18 protein-coding genes are annotated in these 21,880 nt (G+C 44.3%); 8 read left to right on the top strand and 10 right to left on the bottom strand.

Going from position 1 to position 21,880, the window contains the following annotated elements:
• Window positions 1-554 precede the first annotated feature (554 nt).
• The 5 genes from F891_RS05695 to F891_RS05715 all read left to right on the top strand — a co-directional run bounded on the left by F891_RS05695 (window position 555) and on the right by F891_RS05715 (window position 5,870).
• Window positions 555-3,221 (top strand): TonB-dependent receptor, encoded by a 2,667-nt coding sequence (locus tag F891_RS05695; RefSeq protein WP_005262514.1) that lies wholly within the window; start codon window positions 555-557, stop codon window positions 3,219-3,221.
• 148 nt (window positions 3,222-3,369) lie between these two features.
• The gene (locus F891_RS05700) at window positions 3,370-4,071 is read left to right on the top strand and encodes an energy transducer TonB (protein WP_004646084.1); all 702 of its coding nucleotides are present in this window, start codon (window positions 3,370-3,372) and stop codon (window positions 4,069-4,071) included.
• A 37-nt stretch (window positions 4,072-4,108) separates the two neighbouring features.
• Entirely contained in the window at window positions 4,109-4,990 is an 882-nt protein-coding gene (locus F891_RS05705) for a MotA/TolQ/ExbB proton channel family protein (RefSeq protein WP_005262515.1), read from the top strand.
• 16 nt (window positions 4,991-5,006) lie between these two features.
• Window positions 5,007-5,432, top strand: coding sequence for an ExbD/TolR family protein (locus tag F891_RS05710; protein WP_004279209.1), 426 nt, complete (start codon window positions 5,007-5,009; stop codon window positions 5,430-5,432).
• Between the two features lie 21 nt (window positions 5,433-5,453).
• Window positions 5,454-5,870 carry an ExbD/TolR family protein gene (locus F891_RS05715; protein ID WP_004279208.1) on the top strand — a complete coding sequence of 139 codons (417 nt, stop codon included), beginning with the start codon at window positions 5,454-5,456 and terminating at the stop codon, window positions 5,868-5,870.
• Window positions 5,871-5,926: 56 nt separating this feature from the next.
• Here F891_RS05715 and ftn read toward each other — a convergent pair whose 3' ends face one another.
• Window positions 5,927-6,391, bottom strand: coding sequence for a heteropolymeric bacterioferritin subunit Ftn (gene ftn / locus F891_RS05720; RefSeq protein ID WP_005262516.1), 465 nt, complete (start codon window positions 6,389-6,391; stop codon window positions 5,927-5,929).
• Window positions 6,392-6,733: 342 nt separating this feature from the next.
• On the opposite strand from ftn, the gene F891_RS05725 reads away from it, so the two are divergent.
• A complete protein-coding gene (locus F891_RS05725) occupies window positions 6,734-7,801 on the top strand; it encodes an SDR family oxidoreductase (RefSeq protein ID WP_005262518.1) in 1,068 nt (355 codons plus the stop codon).
• Window positions 7,802-7,921: 120 nt separating this feature from the next.
• On the opposite strand, the gene rlmF is transcribed toward F891_RS05725, so the two are convergent.
• The 6 genes from rlmF to F891_RS05755 all read right to left on the bottom strand — a co-directional run bounded on the left by rlmF (window position 7,922) and on the right by F891_RS05755 (window position 17,401).
• Window positions 7,922-8,896 carry a 23S rRNA (adenine(1618)-N(6))-methyltransferase RlmF gene (rlmF, locus tag F891_RS05730; RefSeq protein WP_017397973.1) on the bottom strand — a complete coding sequence of 325 codons (975 nt, stop codon included), beginning with the start codon at window positions 8,894-8,896 and terminating at the stop codon, window positions 7,922-7,924.
• Window positions 8,897-9,121: 225 nt separating this feature from the next.
• Window positions 9,122-11,161, bottom strand: coding sequence for an NAD-dependent DNA ligase LigA (gene ligA, locus F891_RS05735; RefSeq protein WP_034439280.1), 2,040 nt, complete (start codon window positions 11,159-11,161; stop codon window positions 9,122-9,124).
• Between the two features lie 109 nt (window positions 11,162-11,270).
• The gene (locus F891_RS05740) at window positions 11,271-12,236 is read right to left on the bottom strand and encodes a cell division protein ZipA C-terminal FtsZ-binding domain-containing protein (RefSeq protein ID WP_005262524.1); all 966 of its coding nucleotides are present in this window, start codon (window positions 12,234-12,236) and stop codon (window positions 11,271-11,273) included.
• Between the two features lies 1 nt (window position 12,237).
• Window positions 12,238-15,690, bottom strand: a complete 3,453-nt coding sequence (gene smc, locus F891_RS05745; RefSeq protein ID WP_005262527.1) for a chromosome segregation protein SMC — start codon at window positions 15,688-15,690, stop codon at window positions 12,238-12,240.
• Window positions 15,691-15,701: 11 nt separating this feature from the next.
• Entirely contained in the window at window positions 15,702-16,397 is a 696-nt protein-coding gene (locus F891_RS05750; protein ID WP_005262529.1) for a GntR family transcriptional regulator, read from the bottom strand.
• Between the two features lie 200 nt (window positions 16,398-16,597).
• Entirely contained in the window at window positions 16,598-17,401 is an 804-nt protein-coding gene (locus F891_RS05755; RefSeq protein WP_005247146.1) for a sulfite exporter TauE/SafE family protein, read from the bottom strand.
• Window positions 17,402-17,428: 27 nt separating this feature from the next.
• On the opposite strand from F891_RS05755, the gene F891_RS05760 reads away from it, so the two are divergent.
• Both F891_RS05760 and F891_RS05765 read left to right on the top strand, forming a co-directional pair.
• Window positions 17,429-18,184: a biotin--[acetyl-CoA-carboxylase] ligase gene (locus tag F891_RS05760; protein ID WP_005262531.1), complete on the top strand. Its 756-nt coding sequence runs from the start codon at window positions 17,429-17,431 to the stop codon at window positions 18,182-18,184.
• A gap of 14 nt (window positions 18,185-18,198) precedes the next feature.
• The gene (locus F891_RS05765) at window positions 18,199-18,939 is read left to right on the top strand and encodes a type III pantothenate kinase (protein WP_005262533.1); all 741 of its coding nucleotides are present in this window, start codon (window positions 18,199-18,201) and stop codon (window positions 18,937-18,939) included.
• Here the strand turns inward: F891_RS05765 and F891_RS05770 are convergent.
• The 3 genes from F891_RS05770 to ffh all read right to left on the bottom strand — a co-directional run bounded on the left by F891_RS05770 (window position 18,893) and on the right by ffh (window position 21,767).
• Entirely contained in the window at window positions 18,893-19,498 is a 606-nt protein-coding gene (locus tag F891_RS05770; RefSeq protein ID WP_005262536.1) for an RBBP9/YdeN family alpha/beta hydrolase, read from the bottom strand. The genes F891_RS05765 and F891_RS05770 overlap by 47 nt on opposite strands.
• Window positions 19,499-19,642: 144 nt before the next feature.
• The gene (locus F891_RS05775; RefSeq protein WP_005262538.1) at window positions 19,643-20,209 is read right to left on the bottom strand and encodes an RBBP9/YdeN family alpha/beta hydrolase; all 567 of its coding nucleotides are present in this window, start codon (window positions 20,207-20,209) and stop codon (window positions 19,643-19,645) included.
• A gap of 151 nt (window positions 20,210-20,360) precedes the next feature.
• Window positions 20,361-21,767 carry a signal recognition particle protein gene (gene ffh / locus F891_RS05780; protein ID WP_004279196.1) on the bottom strand — a complete coding sequence of 469 codons (1,407 nt, stop codon included), beginning with the start codon at window positions 21,765-21,767 and terminating at the stop codon, window positions 20,361-20,363.
• Between the last annotated feature and the right edge of the window lie 113 nt (window positions 21,768-21,880).

The following is a 21,880-nucleotide window of genomic DNA, read 5'->3' on the forward strand; positions in this document are numbered from 1 at the left end:
TTTTTCCTGTTATTAACTCAAAAAAGCTTATTTTTATTAATCATTTAAAACATTATCAATAACATAATATTTTCCATGAATCATTAATTTAATATTTATTCTTAAAATCTAGCTCCAAGCCTAGTCTGCACAAAAATAAACCAGACCTGTTTCATATTATTGCATCCTCCCACTACTTCAACCCAAGAAAATACATACATAAGCAAATGAAATATATAATTATTATCTTATTAAATTATTGTATATTTTATGTAAAAATCATGCACCATGATTAAACTTTATTCAATTTCCCCTTCAGTTTTAGACTCCTTTCTTATTCATTAAATATTTATTTTTTACTTTACCATGGTTTTCTTTAGTGACTTAGTTCACATTTTCAACCTCAATATCTTGATATTTCTTCATCAGAACTTAGTCAACCCCCAAAAACACCAAATTATATCCAATATTTTCATATAGTTAATAATTATAAGAAATAATGATTTATAAGTTGGCATCCGCTTTGCTTAACTCCTCCCAGCACTACTTCACATAACAAAAGGGTGAAAATTACGATGAAAATAAACAAACTAGTCGGATCTATGGGGGCTCCAACAGTTGGCAAGACAATACTCAAGTTAAGTACGCTTACCTTAAGTATGATGTGCTTGTCTTTGGCACATGCAGCCGATGAACCAGAAAACTCTGCCGCTCAACCTACCAAGGTTCAAAAAGTGACAGTGACAGGTTCATCTATTAAAGGAGTAGCTGCACAAAGTGCATCTCCTATTACTGTGCTTAAAGTCGAAGATCTGGTGAATCAGGGGGTCACCACGGTTGAAGAAGCCATTAATAAAGTAAGTGCTAACCAAGCTGGTTTTGCTGTTTCTCAAAATATTGGTAAAAGTAATACTTCAGGTTCTTCTGCCAACCTGCGTGGGATTGGTACTGATAAGACCTTAGTTTTATTAAATGGGCGTCGTTTGGCTAACAGCCCATTTAGTACTTCTGAAGTTAACCTGAATATTATTCCGCTCGCGATGGTTGAGCGAATCGAGATTCTGCGTGATGGTGCTTCTGCAGTATATGGTGCAGATGCAATTGCCGGCGTAATTAACTTTATTATCAAAAAGGAATACCAAGGTTTCGGTATTTCTGGTGGACTGCAAGCACCTGAAGAAAAGAATGGCGACAAATATGATGTCTCTATTTTCGGTGGTTATGGTGATCTGGATGAACAAGGTTTCAACGTTTACGGTGTAGTCGATTATCGTACTTCTGACATGATCATGGCCAAAGATCGTAAAGTCAGCCGTCGTGGTGGTTTAATTCCAGAGTTGAACATGGCGATCGGTTCAAGTGCCGGCTTCCCTGCCAACCTTTTAGATTCAGGTGTAGGTGTAGTTAACCCTTATATCAATCAAAACTGTAATAATGCACCAAATATGTTTGTATCTGGTACACGTTGCCTGTTAAACACTCAAGCACTCATTGGTATTACTCCAGAAGAAGAAACTTTTTCAGCTCTAGGTAAAGGTACCTTCAAATTAACCGATTCATTAAATGCGGTTGCTGAATATATTTATACTGAAAGTAAAGTAAAAACCTCGATAGCACCTGATGTATGGGGAGGTAGTCTTTCTATTCCAAATACCAGCAAATATTATCCAGGCAACGGCATTACACCAGACATCGCTGGTCTGGTAGATCCAAGAGCAGCACTTTATTTACGTTCACAATCAGGTAACCGTGTTTCTCAATCAGAAAATGAATCAAACCGCTTTTTTGCAGGGATTGAAGGTGAAGTCTACGGTTGGGATGTAAATGGTGGCGTTACTTATGCCAAAAGTGAAGCAACTGATAATTTCGTCAGTGGTTACCTGAATCAAAGTTTGGTTCAAGCCGCACTTAATGATGGCACCTTAAACCCATTTGGTCCTCAGGCCGCTGCAGATGCTGGGAAATGGTCTACTTTTGATGTGGCAGGCCCAACAAATATGGCAAGTCTGGATTCTACCACTATAGATTTCACCGTCAGCCGTCCAATCTATGAACTACCTGCAGGTGAAGTTGGATTTGCCTTGGGTGGTAGCTACACCACTCAGGACTGGGAAGCCAAGGTGAATGCCGATCTTGTTCGCCAGGTTCCAGGTTCTGGTATTGATCCAAATAAACCGTCAAGTTCAGGTGACCGTGATATTACTGCGGTGTTTACTGAATTACATGTACCGATCTTGCCGACTCTAGAAGCTCAACTTGCGGCACGTTATGATGACTATAGTGACTTTGGTGATACTTTCAATCCAAAAGTATCCCTACGTTGGGAACCGGTTAAAGAGTTAATGTTCCGTAGTTCTTATAGTACTGGATTCCGTGCCCCAAGTATGTGGGAAATCAACTCTTTACAAAGTGAAACCAATACTAGCACTAACTTCAATAACCCACGTTTTTGTGATGCTAACGGTCAACCGACCAGCACCCAATTTGCAGACCAATGTGGTATGCAGTTCAAGCGTAAACAAGGTGGTAACCCAGACTTACAGCCAGAAGAATCAACCTCTTTTACAGCCGGATTAGTATATGAACCAATCAAGAATCTGGTATTCACCGCTGATTACTACAATATTGACATTGAAGGTTTAGTCAGCTCAGTTACTCCTAATGACATTTTTAATGACCTTGATCGCTATGGCAATCTGATCGTTTACGCTCCAGATGGTCGTATCCAGTATTTAAATACAACTCTACAAAATATGGGTGGATTAAAAACTGAAGGGATTGACCTCAGCCTGAACTACTTAAGCCCAATGACAGCAACAGGCCGTTTTGGTTTTGGGATTGATGGTACCTATGTCATCAAAATGGATGAGCAAGAAGAACCAAACGGTGAATGGGAAGGGCTCGTCGGCATCTATGATGATCCTGCAGTCGTCCGCTGGAGACATATTGCCAATATCAACTGGTCTTATGAAGACTGGAAAATGAGACTAGAACAACAATATATCCGTGGTTATGAAGACTTTTCTCAAGAACGTGATGTAAGTGCCTATACGCTTTATAACTTTGCAGGCACCTATAGCGGATTCAAGAATTTAGAGCTAACTGCAGGTATTCGCAACATGTTTGATGCAGAACCACCTGCTTCTGATGCAACCAACAATGCTCAATATGGCTATGACCCTCGTCACGGTGATCCAATGGGCCGTACCTACTTCCTACGTGGTACTTATAAATTCTTTTAATTAATTACTTCGCAAACACTGCTGTCAAGCGGTGTTTGCGGTTTTCCCCGTTTAATTTTAGCCAAACAAAAAATAATGCTGCCTGTAACTAAAAAAAATTTCTCATCAGTGCACTATTTCCTGTTTGTCTTAAATTCTAGGAGTCATGATGGGCACAAAGTTTGAAGACTTAGAAAAAAACTCCGCCAAAAAACTGACTGGTATTGGGGTCGTTGTTTTTTTGCATATCCTGGTTGGCCTGGTACTCATGGCTGGTATGGCAAAAGACATTATTAAACCGACGGAACAGCCAGTTGAGCTAATGATTATTCAAGATATTAAGCCGCCTGAACCTGAGCCACCAAAAGAAACACCACCTGAACCACCAAAAATCGTGGAAAAAGTAGCACAAGTGCCTGAGGTGAAACCGGTTGAAAAAGTCGTTCCTGTACAGAAAACACTTCCAACACCAACCCAACCGACAACTGTTGCAGTACCTACTCCCGTTGCAGCGAGTCCTTCACCAAGTCCGGTAGCAGCACCGGCTCCAGTAGTCGCAGCCGCTCCAGCCCCAGCTCCTCCACCCGCTGGCGTAACTCGTGGTGTTTCACAAGGTGAAGCAGGTTGTAAACGCCCAGACTATCCACGTGATGCACTGATGAATGAAGAGCAAGGTGAAGTTCTGATCTCTGTATATGTAAATACCACCGGCAAGGTCCAGGATGCCAAAGTGAAAAAGTCGAGCGGTAGCCGTGCGCTGGATCGCGCAGCATCCAAGGCCTTCAGTTTATGTACTTTCAAACCAGCAATGAAAAATGGCGAGCCGCAAGAATCTTGGTATGACATTCCATATGAATTTGTCCTTGACTAACACATACAAAAGATAAAGAAAAATCAGGAGATCCACTATGAAAAAATCATTCAAACCTTTAAAAAACATGACTGCTGCCGGTGTGATTGCCATGAGCACTTTATTGCCCCTGCAAGCAGTTTTTGCCGAACCGTCTGCTACGCCAACTAGTACCGTAACGGAAACAGCGGCAACACCAGCGACAGTGGCTGAACCGACGCCTCCAGCACCGGCTGCGGCTGAAGAACCTGCTCACAATCCTTATGGCCTAGAAGCCATGTGGAAAGAAGGTGATATTGTTTCGAAAATCACTTTGTTTATTCTGGTGGTCATGTCGATCGGCACCTGGTACATCATGATCAGCAAATGCCTACAACAAGGCAAGATTCGCAAACAGGCTAAGCAAGCTGAAAATACTTTCTGGGAATCTTCTTCTCTAGATAATGCCACCGAGAACCTGGATGAAGCCAGCGTCTACCGTTTTATTGCGGAAAAAGGGATTAAATCAACCAAAAATCATGGTGGCAATTTACTTGAGCGTATTGATTTCAATACCTGGGTCACCATCTCAATTTCCCGTGCAATTGACAAGATCCAGAACCATCTGAGTGGCGGCCTAGCCTTCCTTGCCACAGTCGGTTCTACCGCACCTTTCGTTGGCCTGTTTGGTACGGTTTGGGGGATTTACCATGCTCTGACTGCCATTGGTGTTTCAGGACAAGCATCCATTGATAAAGTAGCAGGTCCAGTGGGTGAAGCACTGATCATGACTGCAATTGGTCTGGCAGTTGCAGTACCGGCAGTACTTGGCTACAACTGGTTAACTCGCCGTAATAAAGCGGTCATGGAAGAAGTCCGTACCTTTGGTTCTGATTTACACGCAGTATTACTCAGCGGTGAAATTACAACCAATAATCCTGTTAATCGTGACGTGAAGTAAGAGTGAGGCATCAGCCATGGGAATGATGGTCAATTCAAACGACAGCGATGATGAGGTAATTGGAACCATTAATACCACACCTTTGGTTGATATTATGCTGGTTCTGCTCATTATCTTCCTGATTACTGTACCGGTTGCCATTCATACCGTACCTGTCGATCTACCCGAAGAAAGAAATGTACCGTATGAAACCAAGCCAGAAAATGTTCAGCTGGCTGTCAATAAAACTGGCGATATTTTCTGGAACGAAATCTATATCGCAGATAAAACCGTTTTACTGAGCCGTTTACAGGCAGAAGCCCAGAAACGTCCGCAGCCTGAAGTGCATATTCGTGGTGATCAGTTAACACCTTATGAAGCAATTGATCAGGTGATTAGTACCACCCAACAGGCCGGTATTGGCAAAATTGCTTTTGTCACCACTCCGCCCGCTACACCTTAAGCACAAAGAAGGATTAAGTTTATGGGTATGAATGTTGGTTCAAATCAAGATGATGATGTGATGTTAGATGTGAACATGACGCCACTAATTGATGTCATGCTGGTCTTGTTGATTATGTTTATTATCACGATTCCTTTGCCAAATAACTCGATTAATATTGACCTGCCGAATGGAACACCTCCTGTAACCGATGAAAAACCACCGGAACTGGTGGAATTACGTCTCGATGCACAAGGCAAGATTTTCTGGAATGAACAGCCGGTAGCAAATACCCAAGCTCTGGAAAACTTATTCAAGACAGTAGCGCAAAAAGCGGATCAGGATCAGATTAAAATCAAGGCAGATCGTGCGACAGAATATAAACATATCGCCATGGTCATGGCGGCGGCTCAACGGCTGGAAGTCAAAAAAATTGGCATTATGAGTAACAACAACTAAGCATTTTCAACATATAAAAAAACCCAGCGTATGCTGGGTTTTTTATTCATCCGGTTTTACATCTGTGACTGAATATAATTTTGCAGACCAATCAGTTCGATTAAATGCAATTGTTTTTCTAACCAGTAAGTATGGTCTTCTTCGGTATCTGACATTTGCTGGCGTAACATATCACGGCTGATATAGTCACCTTTTTCTTCGCATAACTTGATGCCCTGCGCCAGTTTTTCCCGCACATGGTATTCAAGTTTTAGATCGGCTTTCAGGCAGCTCACTACATCATCGCCAATCTCAACGTCATCGCGCTGCATGTTTGGCGTTCCTTCAAGGAACAGAACACGACGGATAATCGCATCCGCATGCTGGGACTCTTCCTGCATTTCGTGATCGATACGTTCAAAGATTTTGGTCAATCCCCAATCTTCATACATACGAGAGTGAATCAAGTATTGGTCACGAGCAGCCAGTTCGCCACCGATCAACATATTTAAATAATCTACGACTTCTGGATTTCCGCGCATTTGAATAACTCCCTACCTGTATCTTGCTATTATGGCGAAAAGCAATTGAATTTGCAAAGCTTAACCATGGTTAAATATTTGATTTTTATATAATTAAAATGAGAAGTACTTGCATTTACACTTCGTTCTTAATGAAATCCCATTTATAAAACAACACTTTGCATTTTCATTACGCTTGGCAATAACCTAAAACCGGCAAATAAACACATACGTTAAAATTTGTAAATCTCAATTTTGACCAGAGAGATTCATTCTTTTTGTATAAACATCACTGCATTGGCGTACTTCATGCTTGAATTTCGCTTATCATTCACACAAATTTAAAACAACAACGGTTCCGATATGACACATCCACAAACAATAGCGCCTGTTCTGGTTACCGGTGCATCGGGTTATATTGCCAGCTGGGTCATCCAGAAATTACTCAAACAAGGCTATACCGTACATGCCACGGTGCGTGACCTGAATAAAAGTAAAAGCTTTGCTCATTTAGAAAAAATTGCCGACAGCACGCCGGGAACTCTCAAGTTATTTCAGGCCAATTTATTAAGCCCAGGCTCTTTTGATCAGGCGATGCAAGGTTGTGAAATTGTCTTTCATATGGCCTCACCTTTTGTCGTCACCAATTATAAAGATGCAGTCAAAGATATTATCAAACCTGCGGTGTTAGGCACTGAAAATGTATTGAATAGTGTCAATCAGGCCGAATCAGTGAAACGCGTGATCGTCACATCGAGTATCGCATCCACCTATGGCGATGCCATTGATATTCTACAAACTGAAAATAACAGTTTTGATGAATCATGCTGGAATACCACCAGTTCGGCCACGCATCAGCCTTATCCTTATTCCAAAGTCATGGCAGAGCGCAAAGCCTGGGAAATGGCTGAAGCACAAGATCGCTGGAACCTGATCTGTATCAATCCGGCACTGGTTTTTGGTCAATCCTTAACGCCAAATACCCAATCCGGCAGTGTGGAAGTCCTGCAACAGTTTGCCAATGGCATGATGCTGCTTGGCGTTCCACCGATGTGGAATGGCGTGGTCGATGTTCAGGATGTCGCTGAAGCGCATATCCGTGCTGCGTTTAATCCGCAAGCGCATGGCCGTTATATCATTTGTAGTGAAAGCTTGAGCCTGCTGGAAATGGGCCAAATTCTACGGGCACATTTCGGCAATAAGTTTCCGTTCCCACGCAATCAACTGCCCAAAGCAGCTTTCAAAATATTCGGGCCTGTAGCAGGTTTTAGCCGCAAATTTGTAGAACTGAATATGGGTTATCCAATTTTCTTTAATGCGCAGAAAAGTAAAGATGAGCTCGGTATTGAGTATCGTCCGGTGAAAGAAAGTCTGGTAGAACATTTCCAGCAGCTGCTCGATGATGGCGTCGTAAAAAAATACATTCCTTAATCGTACTAGCTCAAACCTGATCTGACAGTTACCGATTTTTTATTGTGTCTGTCAGATTAAATTTGAGCTACTACACCGACTTATGCGCCCACAAGCTCACTATTCCTGCCTAAAAACAAGCTAAGCAGAAGTCCAACGCGCATTTTTCCACGCTTGCTGTTGCTTTGCATCTAGAAAAGTCCAAGCCACAAAACGACTCTCTTTTTGCCCCTGCGTCATTTTAATGGTTTTTACCTCCACTGCACCGCACTTACGCAAGGTATTTAACAGCATAGGCAATGTGGTTTTCTTAGAAACCAGTGTACTAAACCAAAGACATTGCTCAGCAAACTGTGTGCTCTCTTGTACCATCTGACAAACAAAGCGTTCTTCTCCACCGTCACACCACAGCTCGTTCTTTTGTCCGCCAAAGTTTAACACCACTTTAGACCGATCAACCGGTTTACCAAGTTTGCGTATTTTTTGCGTTGCTGTGGCATTTGCTTCATCTTGCGAAGCATGAAATGGTGGGTTACACAGGGTCAAATCAAAACGATCTGAAGGTTTAATCACACCTTTGAAAATATTGCTCGGTGTCTTTTGCAATCGAATTTGAATCCCCTTCCTGAGATTTGGATTTGCCTCCACAATAAATTGAGCACTTTTTACCGATGCAGGATGAATGTCTGAGCCAACAAATTTCCAACCATAACTACGATGACCAATAATCGGATAAATACAGTTCGCGCCCACCCCAATATCTAATACGTGAACGGCGTGTCCTGTTGGAATCTGACCTTTATTGCTATCACTCAACAAGTCCGCTAAATAGTGAATATAGTCGGCTCTACCCGGAATAGGTGGGCAAAGATAATCTTGAGGAATATCCCAATATTGAATACCATAAAAATGCTTGAGCAATGCTTTATTGAGCATTTTCACAGCTTGAGGATCAGAAAAGTTGACTGAAAGATCGTTATATTGATTCGGGCTGACAAAAGGGGCAAGTTCCGGACAACTCTTGATTAACTGAGGAAAATCGTAACGACTACGATGCAGATTTCGTGCATGTAATTCCGATTTTTGTTGCGGAAAAGATTTCTTTGCTTGAGCCATGTGTATGCCAATCATCAACGGGAGAACAGAATCAATAAGGCAGGATCTATACCTGCAAATGAATCGATATTGTACGTGAATTCAACTCACATTGCCGAACCCGTCCTTGTATTTGTCTATCCTCCCCCTCTCATTCACCTATAGTTTTGAACTAGCAATAAAAAAGACACCTGAAGATTCATCATCCTCGGTGTCTTTTTTATTTGAGTCATTGTTTAGAACTGATTAGTCTTCGATTTGCCCATACTCTTTCATCAAAGCAATAAATTGCGCTTCATTGATCACAGGTACACCGAGTTTTTCCGCTTTATCGAGCTTAGAACCCGCTTTTTCACCCGCCACCACACATTTGGTCTTGCTAGAAACACTACCGCTAACACGTGCACCCAAGGCTTGCAGCAATTGCGTCGCTTCATCACGTCCCATGGAACTTAAAGTACCCGTCACCACCCAGCTTTCGCCATTCAGTGGTTGGCGCGTTGCTGCAATTGGCGCATCCCAGTGAATACCCGCAGCTAACAAACGATCCAGGACTTCCAGATTATGCGGTGCCTGGAAGAAATCCAGAATCCATTCTGCTGTGATATCACCAACATCTGGAGTTTTCTTTAATGCTTCCAGATCTGCCTCACGTAAGGCATCCAGCGTCTGGAAAGTATTAGCCAGCATCCGCGCCGTAGTTTCACCCACCCCACGAATACCGAGAGCATAGATAAAAGCAGCCAGTGTGGTTTTTTTGCTGTTTTCGATAGCATCTAAAAGATTTTGAACCGATTTGGCGCCCATCTTTTCAATACCGAGCAAAGTCTCACGATGTTCATGCAGATGGTAAATATCTGAGACATCTTTAAGTAGATTCAGATGCAGCAACGATTCTGCCCAACGGTCACCCAGACCTTCAATATCCATAGCCTTGCGCGAGACAAAGTGACGAATCGCCTCAATACGCTGTGCTGCACAATATAGTCCACCCGAACAACGCGCTAAGGCTTCGCCTTCTGGCATGACCACGGGTGAATCACAGACTGGACATTGTTCAGGTAAATGCACCTCGACTGCATCAACCGGACGGAATTCTGGCCAGACTTTTTCAACTTTAGGAATCACATCACCACTACGATAGACACTGACGGTATCGCCAATACGTACATCCAGACGGTGAATTTCGCCGATATTATGCAAGGTCACATTGGAAACTGTTACTCCACCGACAGCGACCGGATTTAAACGCGCGACCGGTGTCAGGGTTCCAGTACGACCGACTTGCCAGTTAATATTCTCAACTGTGGTCAGGGCTGCTACTGCAGGGAATTTATAGGCTGTGGCCCAGCGTGGTTCACGGCTCAGGAAACCTAATTTTTGTTGCTGTTTCAGATCATTGACCTTGATTACCATGCCATCGATTTCGACACTGAGGCTGGCACGCTCATCAATGATCTGTTCATAGACCTTTTGCACGTCTTGAATACTGTCACAGATAAAGTGACGCTCGCCAACCGCAAAACCGAACTGATGTAACCATTCCAGACTGGCGGACATAGTGGTTTGACCATGATGCGGCACGCACTGAGCAATCCCATAAGCATAAAAAGCCAATGGCCGCGAGGCAGCAATATTCGGGTCCAGCTGCCGCAAACTTCCTGCCGCAGCATTACGCGGATTGGCAAAGGTCTTTTCACCTTTGGCGGCATTGGCTGCATTCAATTTTTCAAAACCGGATTTTGGCATCAATACTTCGCCGCGTACTTCCAGTAAATCGGGAATGATGCCATTCACCGGAGATAAAAGTTTCGGCAGGTTACGAATGGTTCTGACATTTTGGGTGATGTCTTCACCGGTTTCCCCATCGCCGCGCGTCACCCCACGCGTCAGTACGCCATGCTCATACCAGAGTGAAATGGCCAGACCATCAAATTTCAGTTCAACATCATATTCAATTTTTTGATTTGGCAAACGTTCTTCAATACGGCGGGCAAAAGCCAGCAGCTCTTCCTGATGAAAGACATTACCCAATGACAGCATCGGCACGGCGTGTGTTACGGTCACAAATTTTGAAAGCGCCTGCCCACCCACTTTATCGGTCGGGCTATCGGACTGGATCAGGTCAGGATATTGTTGTTCTAAGGCTTTGAGCTGATGAAAGAGCTGATCATATTCACTGTCTTCAATGCTCGGTTGATCCATCACATAATAAGCATGGTTATGCTTGGCAAGCAGTTGAATCAGTTGACGCATTTGCGCAATGACAGTGGCATCTTGGGTCATAATTTCACCATAAAAAAGGGCGGAAAATCCGCCCTGTAGAATATTCAGCTTTTGGCTATTATAAAAATTGCAGTCTACAGATTCAACTTGGAGATTGAACAAAGCAGCCTTAAACTTCCGTACCTTGTCCAGCACGATAATCAATTGCTTGATGGCGCCAGAATTCACGTAATTGTGGGGTAAATTCCTGCTGGTTCTGGTCATAGACCAGACCATCCACTTCACGTGCAATCAAACGTGAAATACTGTCCATGGTATCAAACGCATTTTGTACATCGCTATGCGGTAAAGCCAGGAAGAATGCCAGACCTTTCACTTCCTGAGTCGAAAGTGTTTCCAGATCAAAGCCTTCCATACCAGTATCGGTCATTTGCAATACCGAAAACAGCAGTTTTGAACCGTCTTCACTATAACGGTGAAAACAGGCCAGTTCGCCATAACGCAGGCCATATTTCAGTAAAACTTTCAGGGTTTTATCACCTGAAAGTACACGGCCTTGCGGATAGATATGCAAAGAAATAATGGTTTCAGCATTGGACAAAGCACTTTCTTCATCCACTATTTTTTGCTCATGCAGATGTGCATCCAGAATACTGCTTTCATCATTAAATTCAGAAATTTCTGCTTTTTCGATGTTGCTGTTCAGGCTGAATTCAGGCGTTTCTTCCTTGGTTTCAGTCTGGCTATTCTCCTGCTCTGCTTTTACTTGCGGAATATCTGCTGCTGTTGCTGCCGACTTTGCCACTCCTTCAGCTTCTGTTGACGGGACAACAGCAAGAGTTTCGACCACTGTCGGCTCAACCGGAGTTGATTCAGCCTTTTGAAATACTGAAGGTTTTTCAGGAGCTGGTTCATCTATGCCTAGGCTTGGCTCGATACGATCAGATTCGACATCCTGTTGTGCCAATTGAGAACGTACATGCCTTGGAATGATCGGTGTCTGGCTATCCGGGTCGATATGCAGGTTGGCATCCAGTGAAGGTACAGCCTCTACAGGTTTTTTGAACAGCATTCTTATACCAAACAGCATAATCACAATTGCGATAACAATCCCGATAATGGTGGTGATTTCCATATTATACCTCCGCAGCTAGTCCGTATTCTTTTGCCTGTTCCAAATTAACTGTCACTAATTTTGATGTTCCCGGTTCAGGCATGGTTACACCTAAAAGATCAGTCGCCATCATCATTGCAAGTTTGTTATGGGTAATATAAATAAATTGCACGTGTTCAGAAAGCTCTTTGACTAAATTACAAAAGCGTCCCACATTGGCATCATCCAGCGGTGCATCGACTTCATCCAGTACGCAAAATGGTGCCGGGTTTAAGCGAAAAATCGCGAATACCAATGCTAATGCAGTTAAGGCCTTTTCTCCACCAGAGAGTAAGGCCAATGAGCTGTTTCGTTTACCCGGTGGTCGGGCCATGAGTTTTACACCCGACTGCCAGCCATCTTCAAGGCTTAAACTCGCCTCACCACCTTCAAACACTTTCGGGAACAGGTTTTGCAGTTCAGCATTGACCTGATCAAACGTGTGCATAAACAGTTTACGGGTTTCCTGATCAATACTCTTCATCGCAGCCTGTAGCTGTTCAACCGTATTTTCCAGATCCTGCATCTGGTGACTCAGTTCCTCATAACGTTTTGATACTTCTTCATATTCTTCAGAAGCCGCCAGATTGACTGCACCAAGTTTATCGAACTGAGCCTGAGCTTTTTCCAGTTTGGCTTGATGTGCTTTAACATCAATATCCAGCCCGGAAATTACTTCACTATTCAACTCTTTCAGTTGTTCAGAATAATGCTGCAAATCAGATTTGGCTGCCTGCCAGGCCAGACGTTTTTCTTCCAGTGTACTGCGAAGTTTTTCATCCTGCTGCTGGAAGCTGTGACGCTGTTCGGTCAGCTGCTGCTGTTTGCTCTGCACCTGATTTAATTCAACCTGCCAGTCGGCCCAGGTTTTTTGCAGCTTTTCAGTGATCTGCGCCTGTTCATTGAACTGGCTCTGTAAAGCAGGTAATTCCAACTGTGCCGGATCGACAAACTTTTTGGCTTGTTCGATTTGTGCAGTAATTTGCTGAGACTGTTCTTTTAGGAAAACCTGATCTTTTTCCAGTAATTCAATCTGCTGCTGGCTTTGCACATTTTGCCGGCGCAACACTTCCAGTTCCTGCTGCGCTTGCTGATTGAGCTGCTGTGAGTCATCCAGCTGAGCACTCAATTCTTCTAGCTGGAATTGCAGGGTTTTATAATTTGGTAGCGCCTGTTCCAGTTTGATATTCAAGGCATGCAGATCAATTTCCAGATCATCTTTCTGCATGGCATCTTCTTCAAGCTGCTCATCCAGTTGTTGTAACTGATGGTGTAATTGCTGCTTTTGCAATGCGAAAGCCTGAGCACTACTTTGTACTTTGGCAATATTGACATCGAGTTGCTGCAGCTGCTTTTGGGTATGCTTGTGCTGCTCACTGATGCTTTGAATCCGGCTTTGCAAAGCTTTAACCTGATCGGTGAGTTCAGGTAACTGCTGCTCCAACTGCATAAACTTAGGTTCAAGTTCTGCAAGTTGCTGCTCGATTTCATCCAGACGGATTCGATGACTCAATGCACCTTGTCCGGCCTGACTAGCTTCATCATAGTCCAGTGCAATCATCCAATCCGCACCAACATGGTAGCCATCTAAACTCAGTAATGTCTGGCCTTGTAATAACTCAGTTTGAAGAGGCAATGCTTGCGCTAATGTATCTACGACCGCGACTTGTTGCCACAGTGAATAATGTGGAGATTCAATCCAATCGGCCAGACACATCGTATTGGCAATCTGAATTTTATTCTGAACAGCCTGTTGCTTTAACTGACGCGCACAATCTTCAAGGAAGTGCTCGCCCTCTGTCAAAATCTGGGCAGACAGCCACTTAGCCAAAAACTTTTCGATCAGGCTGGCATGTCCTTTGCCTGCATCATTGAGCTTAAGTACATGCATCAGCTGGACCGCATCGTTTTTAGCATTTGGATTGGCTTTGGTCAGTAATTGGCTCAGGTTTTTCTTTTCTGAATGAAGCACCTGAATTTCAGATTTGAGCTGCATCAAGCGCTGCTGATGGGCCGCCTGCTCTGCCTGAAACTGCTCGAATTGAGTTCTTAAATCTGTTAATTGAATTTCATAGCCAGCGATTTGCTGTTCAGCTTGGGCTTTGTCTGCCTGATACTGCTCCAGCTCATCTTGCTGCGCCTGTTGCTGAATCTGTGCACTTTGCTGTTGGAGCGTCTGTTTCTGCTGTTCAATCCGCTCAATATTCTTTGCTAGTTGCTCGCTTTGAGCCAACATCTGTAATTTACGCTGTTGCTGCTGTTCGACCTGGGTTTTGATCTGGGTAAATTGCGCTGCCACAGTGCTATGTTGAGCTTTGAGCTCAGTCAAGTTTTGGCTTTGCGCCTGACTCTGGCCATCTTGCTGCTGCAACTGCGCCTGCTGATCTTCAAATTGCTGCTGTAAAGTATCGAGTTGCAGTTCAATCAACTGCAAACGCTCTTTGGTTTGGGCTTTTTGTTGTTCCAGTTTGACCAGACTTGTAGAATTTTGCTCTAACAAAGACTGCTTTTGTTGCAGGGTCATTTCCAGTTCAGCCAGTTTTTTCTCGGCCTGTTGCCATTCGCTTTGCAAAGGGGTGGATTGCTGAATCAGACGCTGGAACAACTCACTGGTGCTACCCAAATCATGTTCAACAGTGGTCAGTTCGGAACGTACCAGCTTAAAGTTTTCCCCGAGCGTATTCATCTCAAGGGTATATTCCTGCTGTAAGCGCTGGCTCTGCTCACATTGAAAAGACAGAATTTCGATCTTGATCGTTCGGATCTGTCCTTCCAGTTCTTTATATTGAATCGCACTTTCCGACTGCCGTTTCAAGGTTTTTAACTGGGATTTCAGTTCGGAGGCGATATCTCCCAGACGCGACAGGTTTTGTGTGGTGTGATCCAGATGCAGCATCGTTTCACGGCGACGCGCCTGATAGCGTGATACACCCGCGGCTTCTTCAATATAAACCCGCATTTCATCTGGCTTGGCATCGACCAGACGGTTGATCATGCCCTGCTCGATAATCGCATAAGAACGTGGCCCAAGACCGGTACCAAGGAAAATATCGGTAATATCACGACGACGGCATTTGCTGCCATTCAGGAAATATTCGGACTTGCCATCGCGGTTGACCTGACGGCGTACTGCCAGTTCATTATAGGCATTATAAGCACCGCCCAGCTTGCCATAGGTATTGTCAAAGCGCAGTTCTACACTGGCCATGCCCACCGGTTTACGTTTCGCAGTTCCGGTAAAGATGACGTCCTGCATGCTGCCACCACGCAGCTGGCGCGCACTGGACTCGCCCATGACCCAGCGTATGGCATCAATGACGTTAGATTTACCACAACCATTCGGTCCCACGACCGCAGTACGATTATCTTTAAAATGCAAAGTGGTACTGTCGGCAAAAGATTTAAAGCCTGAAAGTTTTAAACTGCTTAAACGCATAATGTCCTGATTTAACGTCGTGAGCGTCTGGCCCACGCGAGTTCAATTTGTTTCATCCGTGTCAGAGATTCCAACACAAGGTTGCGCAAGTGTCGACAAAAATCTTCCATAAATAAAGTGGCCTGATGGCTTTTTCGTATCAAAATTGCTTCAGTGACCAGTTTAAATAAGTCAAAAGATTCCTGTAACTCGCGTCTGGAAATATTCAGGGTCAAAAAATAGCTCCGACGTAAAGAAGGCAGCAGTTCCTGATAGTAGCGCATCAGATAAGGATTCCCGACCATCTCATGTTGCTGGGCCATGCCCTGAAAGATCAGATCATAAAACTTTTCAGTGTGTCCTTGGCGGGTTTCTGCTTCCAATTGCTCTAATAATAGCTGAATACGCTCAGCTTCATGCACCCGCCAGGTTTCCGCCATGCGATGCACCATCTGCCCGAGCAATAACGAGGTCATATCAAATAAGGCACGCACCTGCAAGGCCGACATTTCCGAGACAATCGCCCCACGGCGCGGAAAGATTTCAATCAGCTGGGTGCGTTCCAGCAACAGCAGGGCTTCACGAACCGAACCCCGACTGACATCGAGCTCCGAGGCAATCCTGAGCTCCTGTATACGTTCGCCTTCGACCAGTTCACCGCGAATAATCTGTTCGCTAATGTGCTTGGCAATCTGCTCAGACAAACTGTGCGCTTGTTCTAATGGCATACCGTTCCTGTCTTTATTTTTATGGATACTGGTTTAGCCCTTTATTTGGACTATGTTGCTATTAAACGGGTTTTTATCCATAAATACTTTGACATTGTCAGACAATCTTATGTCTATATAGCCAACTTAGGCCCATAAAAAAGGAGAATAATGAGCTATTCTCCTAATACGGTACATCAGTCCAACCTAAAAAATTTAAATCAGGCCATAAAACCTTGATAAATAAAATACAGGCCGACGGTGGTCAGTAGAGCAGCAAAACATTTTTTTAATACGGCCGGTGAAAGCAGATGTGCCACTTTTGCCCCCAGCTTGGCCGTGAAAAAACTCATCATGCTGATACCGATAAAGGCATAAATATGAATATAGCCAATAGTATTTGGCACGGTGACCTGCGCCTGTTTACCAAACCAGATAAACCCCAGCGCACCTGCAACTGCAATCGGCAACCCACAAGCCGCAGAGGTCGCCACTGCTTTTTGCATCACGATTCCGCAGCGATTCAGAAATGGAACGGTCAGACTCCCCCCACCAATCCCAAAGATCGCCGATGCCACACCGATTCCACCACCTGCAGCAATTTGTACCGGGGTTGAAGGCAATTTTTGATTCGGATCGATCTGAATATGCGCTCCTCTAAACATTCTAAAAGCCACCCAGACTGCAAAGAACCCGATTAACAATTGCAAACCCTGACCAGATAAATAATCGGCAATCCCCGCACCCAAGAAAGAGCCAATGATCAGACCTGGCGCCAGATTACGAAATACGGGCCATAGCACTGCCCCTCGTTGATGATGCGCCATAACCGAGCTGATAGAAGTCACAATAATTGTTGCCAAGGAAGTGCCCACCGCCATATGCATAATCACGCTGGGATCGTACTGGAGCTGGGTAAAAACAATGTACAGGATCGGCACAATAATCAAACCACCACCGACCCCAAACAGGCCTGCGGTGAATCCGGCAATTGCACCAATCAATAAATATATGATTAACTCCATAACGATATTTACCACGTTTAGATTCAAATGGATGTAGAAACTCGTGAACTGCAACAACGATTAAGCGATGCAGGCCAACTCCCGGAAGTATTACTCATCAAACCGATTACTACATCGACCAATGATGATGTGCGCGAATTGGCAACGAAGGGGGTACAGCAGGTTCTGGTGTGCAGTCATGTGCAGACCCAAGGCCGTGGACAGCGTCAACGTCAGTGGATATCACCTGAAGGGAACATCTATTTAAGCACATTGCTGCATACACAAAAACCCATCGATGGTCGTCTGGCGCTGGAAATTGCGTTAAATATCCTGCAAATGCCCAGTCTGCAAGGGCTAAAATTACAAGTAAAATGGCCGAATGACCTGTATAGCCTGCATGGAAAATGGGGTGGTATTCTGGTCGAGCCGATTTCATCCACACAGGTGGTGGTCGGTGTCGGTTTAAATATCGATCCTCTGCCCACTGAACTTCCAGATCAGCAGGTTAGCTCCTTGAACGAGTTGGGATTATCGCATACCTCAAGAGTCGAACTGATTGCCCAGTTATATCTGGCGATTCAGCAAGCCGGGCAATGGTTTAATTATGGCAGTCAGAATCTGGCGGCGCGTTTTAATCGATCGGCTGCATTTATGCAACAAACGGTTGAATTTACCGATGTGCAAGGGCAATATTCCGGTACTTTTCTCGGGATTCAGGACGATGGTGCGGTCAAGATTTTGACCGATCAGGGAATCCAGACCTTTTATCAGGGACAGCTCCGCCTTAAAAATGGTAGATGAACAGGCATACAGCAATGAAAAAATTATGGTTGGATATCGGCAATACCCGGCTTAAATACTGGATTACCGAGCATGATCAGATTATTGAACAGGCAGCAGAATTACATTTACAGTCTCCTGCCGATTTGTTATTGGGCCTGATCCAGCATTTCAAAGCGCTGGGCTTGCATCAGGTAGGTCTATCCTCGGTTCAGGATAAAATCAATAATGAGCGTATTCTCGGCATTTTAGAAAGTCTGCATATTCCAGTGATTTTTGCTCAGGTACAAGCAGAATATGCCGGTCTGATCTGTGGCTATGATGAACCTTCGCAACTGGGGATTGACCGCTGGTTACAGGTACTTGCAGTGGCGACGCAAGCGCATGAAAATTATTGTGTGATTAGTTGCGGTACGGCGCTGACCATTGATCTGGCGCAAGGACAACAACATTTGGGTGGTTTTATTCTGCCAAATCTGTACTTGCAACGTGATTCACTGATTCAGAATACCAAAGGCATTAAAATCCCGGATACCGCTTTTTCTGAACTCAATCCTGGACGCAACACCATCGATGCTGTTCATCATGGCATCCTACTGGGTCTGCTCAGCACGATTGAGAAAGTACTACATGATTTTCCAGCACAGTTGGTGTTAACCGGCGGAGATGCTCCACTTTTCGCGCAGCATCTCTCTCAGTATCAACCCCGGATTGAACCTGATCTTTTGCTTAAAGGCCTGCAGCATTTTGCAGCTCATTTGCCAGACACTGTTTGATAATATCCAGCAACTGAGGGAATTCGGCAAACCCATCAGATTTATTAAAATGCCCGGCTTTTTTGATCTCAAAAATTTGTGCATTCAAGCTATGTGCTAAACGCAAGGAAATCGGTGCAGGCACATAGGGATCATTACTGGAGATCAGCATCACCGCACGTTTACAGCTATACGGCAAGTTTTTCAGATCGAGTCGCACAGCCTGCAGTATTTTATTCAGTTCTGACCAGGCCACCAGCGGTGTATCAAAGGCCGAGACCAGAATGATGCCGCCGATCTTGTGTTGCTGCTGGAGATAATGTTGCTGTAAAAAACTTAAAACACTGACGCAACTCAGGCCATGTGCAACTAAAAAGGTATGTTCATCCATGTGCGGAATGTGCAATTTCAGGTTCTGCTGCCATTCTTCTAAATTGGGCTGAAAGGGGTTGGCCAGCATAATCCGTTTAGACTCAAAACCGGCATTTTTAAGCTGGCGACTCAGCCACGGGTACCAGTGATCATTGGAGGTCGCCTGATAATCCGGCACGATATAGACTTTCTTTATTATATTTTTCATAGTGATTTACTTATTATCATTGAACGCAAATTGCGTCGACAAAAAATAAGTTTTAACCATTCTGGAGATGGAATTCAAGTGCCTTTTTGAACACCATCTCATGTTAAATTTTAAAATTTAGCGAATACAATAACATGCCTAAATTTAAGATTTAATCAGATAAGGTTCGATTACTTTCCAGAGTTCTGGCAAATCAGTACAGCCTTGAGAATCAATAAAATGTCCGTGATGCTTGGCATTCACCACAATGGCATCCAGACTGTCCGCCTGTTCCAGACTAAATTCTGGTGCAACCCGGTCATCGCCTTCAGAATAGATCACTACACGTTCTGCAATCTGCTGTTTGAGTAAATCAAAATCGATATCAGCGGCATCAATAAAAGGGTTTACTTCATCCAGACGACCTAACCGGCCATTAAATCCCGCGATCAATACCAGTTGCTGAATTTTCTGCTGTTTTAATTCTCTGGATAAGTAATGCAATGCGGCCACAGTTCCCAAGCTATGTGCAATAAAGATACTGTCCTCGTCAATTGCATCAATCTGTTCACGCATTTGCTGATCCCAGGTGTCCAGTGTCGGTGTGGTCGATGGATCGAGCCGAAGTACTTTTAAACTGACGTTTTCCTGTTGGGCTTTTTCCTGAATCCACGGATACCAATTTTCTTCCGGGCTTGCAGTATAACCATGTACGACAATCACTTGGGTCATTTGAAATTTCTCTTTATTTTGTGCTCATGCTCCTGAGTCTGCCTGATCGGATTTTTATTTTGGGTAAGTAAATGTTGTTTTGTTTAAACCAGTTTGACCATTTATTCGCAATAAAAAAAGGCGCATATTGCGCCTTTTTTTTAAACACAACTTATTTCTTGTCGTTGCCGCCGAACAATGGACCCATACCACCGCCGCCGCCAAACTGTTTCTGCAAGCCGCCGAGTGACTTCATCATTTTTGCCATACCGGATGGATTGGCAAATTTTTTCATCATCTTGGCCATTTGGGCATGTTGCTTGATCAGCTTGTTGACTTCTGCCACTTCCATACCACAACCTGCTGCGATACGTTTTTTACGGCTTGGGTTCATCAAGTCCGGGTTACGGCGCTCTTTGATGGTCATCGACTGGATAATCGCTTCCATTTTCTTGACCTGCTTTTCAGGATTGGCTTGCGCCAACGCATCTTGCAGACCGGCATTGCTCATGCCAGGAAGTTTGTCCAGGAAGCCCATCATGCCGCCCATCTTGTTCATCTGCTCAAACTGCATCAGCATGTCTTCAAAGTTGAAGCTGCCGCCTTTTTGCAGTTTTTTCGCCATTTTTTCGGCTTTTTCTTTGTCGACCTTGCGTTCAAGTTCTTCGACCAAAGAAAGTACATCCCCCATACCGAGAATACGCTGTGCAACACGCTCAGGATGGAATGGCTCCAAGGCATCGAGTTTCTCACCCATACCCAAGAATTTGATTGGCTTGCCGGTAATCGCGCGTACTGAAAGCGCTGCACCACCGCGCGCATCACCATCAGTTTTGGTCAGGATCACACCAGTTAAAGGCAAGGCATCGTTGAATGCTTTGGCGGTGTTTGCCGCATCCTGACCGGTCATGGCATCGACCACGAACAGGGTTTCAGTCGGGTTAATCGCTGCATGCAGCTCTTTGATTTCACCCATCATGTCATCATCGATATGCAAACGGCCTGCCGTATCGACAATGAGTACATCGGCAAACTGGATTTTTGCCTGTTCAATCGCGCGATTCACAATCGTAATCGGTTTTTCGTCTGCGCTGGATTCTAGGAAAATCGCACCGACTTCACCTGCGACAGTCTGTAGCTGTTTGATCGCAGCCGGACGATACACATCGGCAGAGACCATCGCGACTTTTTTCTTTTGACGTTCTTGTAAGAAGCGTGCAAGTTTCGCTGCAGTTGTTGTTTTACCTGCACCCTGCAAGCCTGCCAGCAGGACAACCACAGGTGGTTTTGCAGCGAGGTCGAGGCTTTCATTGGCCTCGCCCATCATTTTGGTCAATTCGTCATGAACGATTTTGACAAAAGCCTGCCCAGGAGATAACTGAGTCATCACTTCCTGGCCCAATGCTTCTTCCTTAACTTTCGCGATGAATTCACGAGTTACAGGTAACGCAACATCGGCCTCAAGAAGCGCCATACGCACTTCACGTAACGTATCTTTAATATTGTCTTCGGTTAGCTGCCCTGAGCCAGTAACATTTCTTAAACTCTGCGTGAGTCGTTCTGTTAAGGTATCAAACATTGCAAAATCCGCTTAAAATAGCCATGAGCAAAAAATTGTTTCTTAAAATAGAAAATTTATGCATAGAATGCTATAGGATACTGTAGTTCGCAGCGAATTTATATAAATGAATA

It is taken from the genome of Acinetobacter sp. CIP 101966, assembly GCF_000369725.1.
In the GTDB taxonomy this organism is placed as follows: Bacteria; Pseudomonadota; Gammaproteobacteria; order Pseudomonadales; family Moraxellaceae; genus Acinetobacter; species Acinetobacter lwoffii_Q.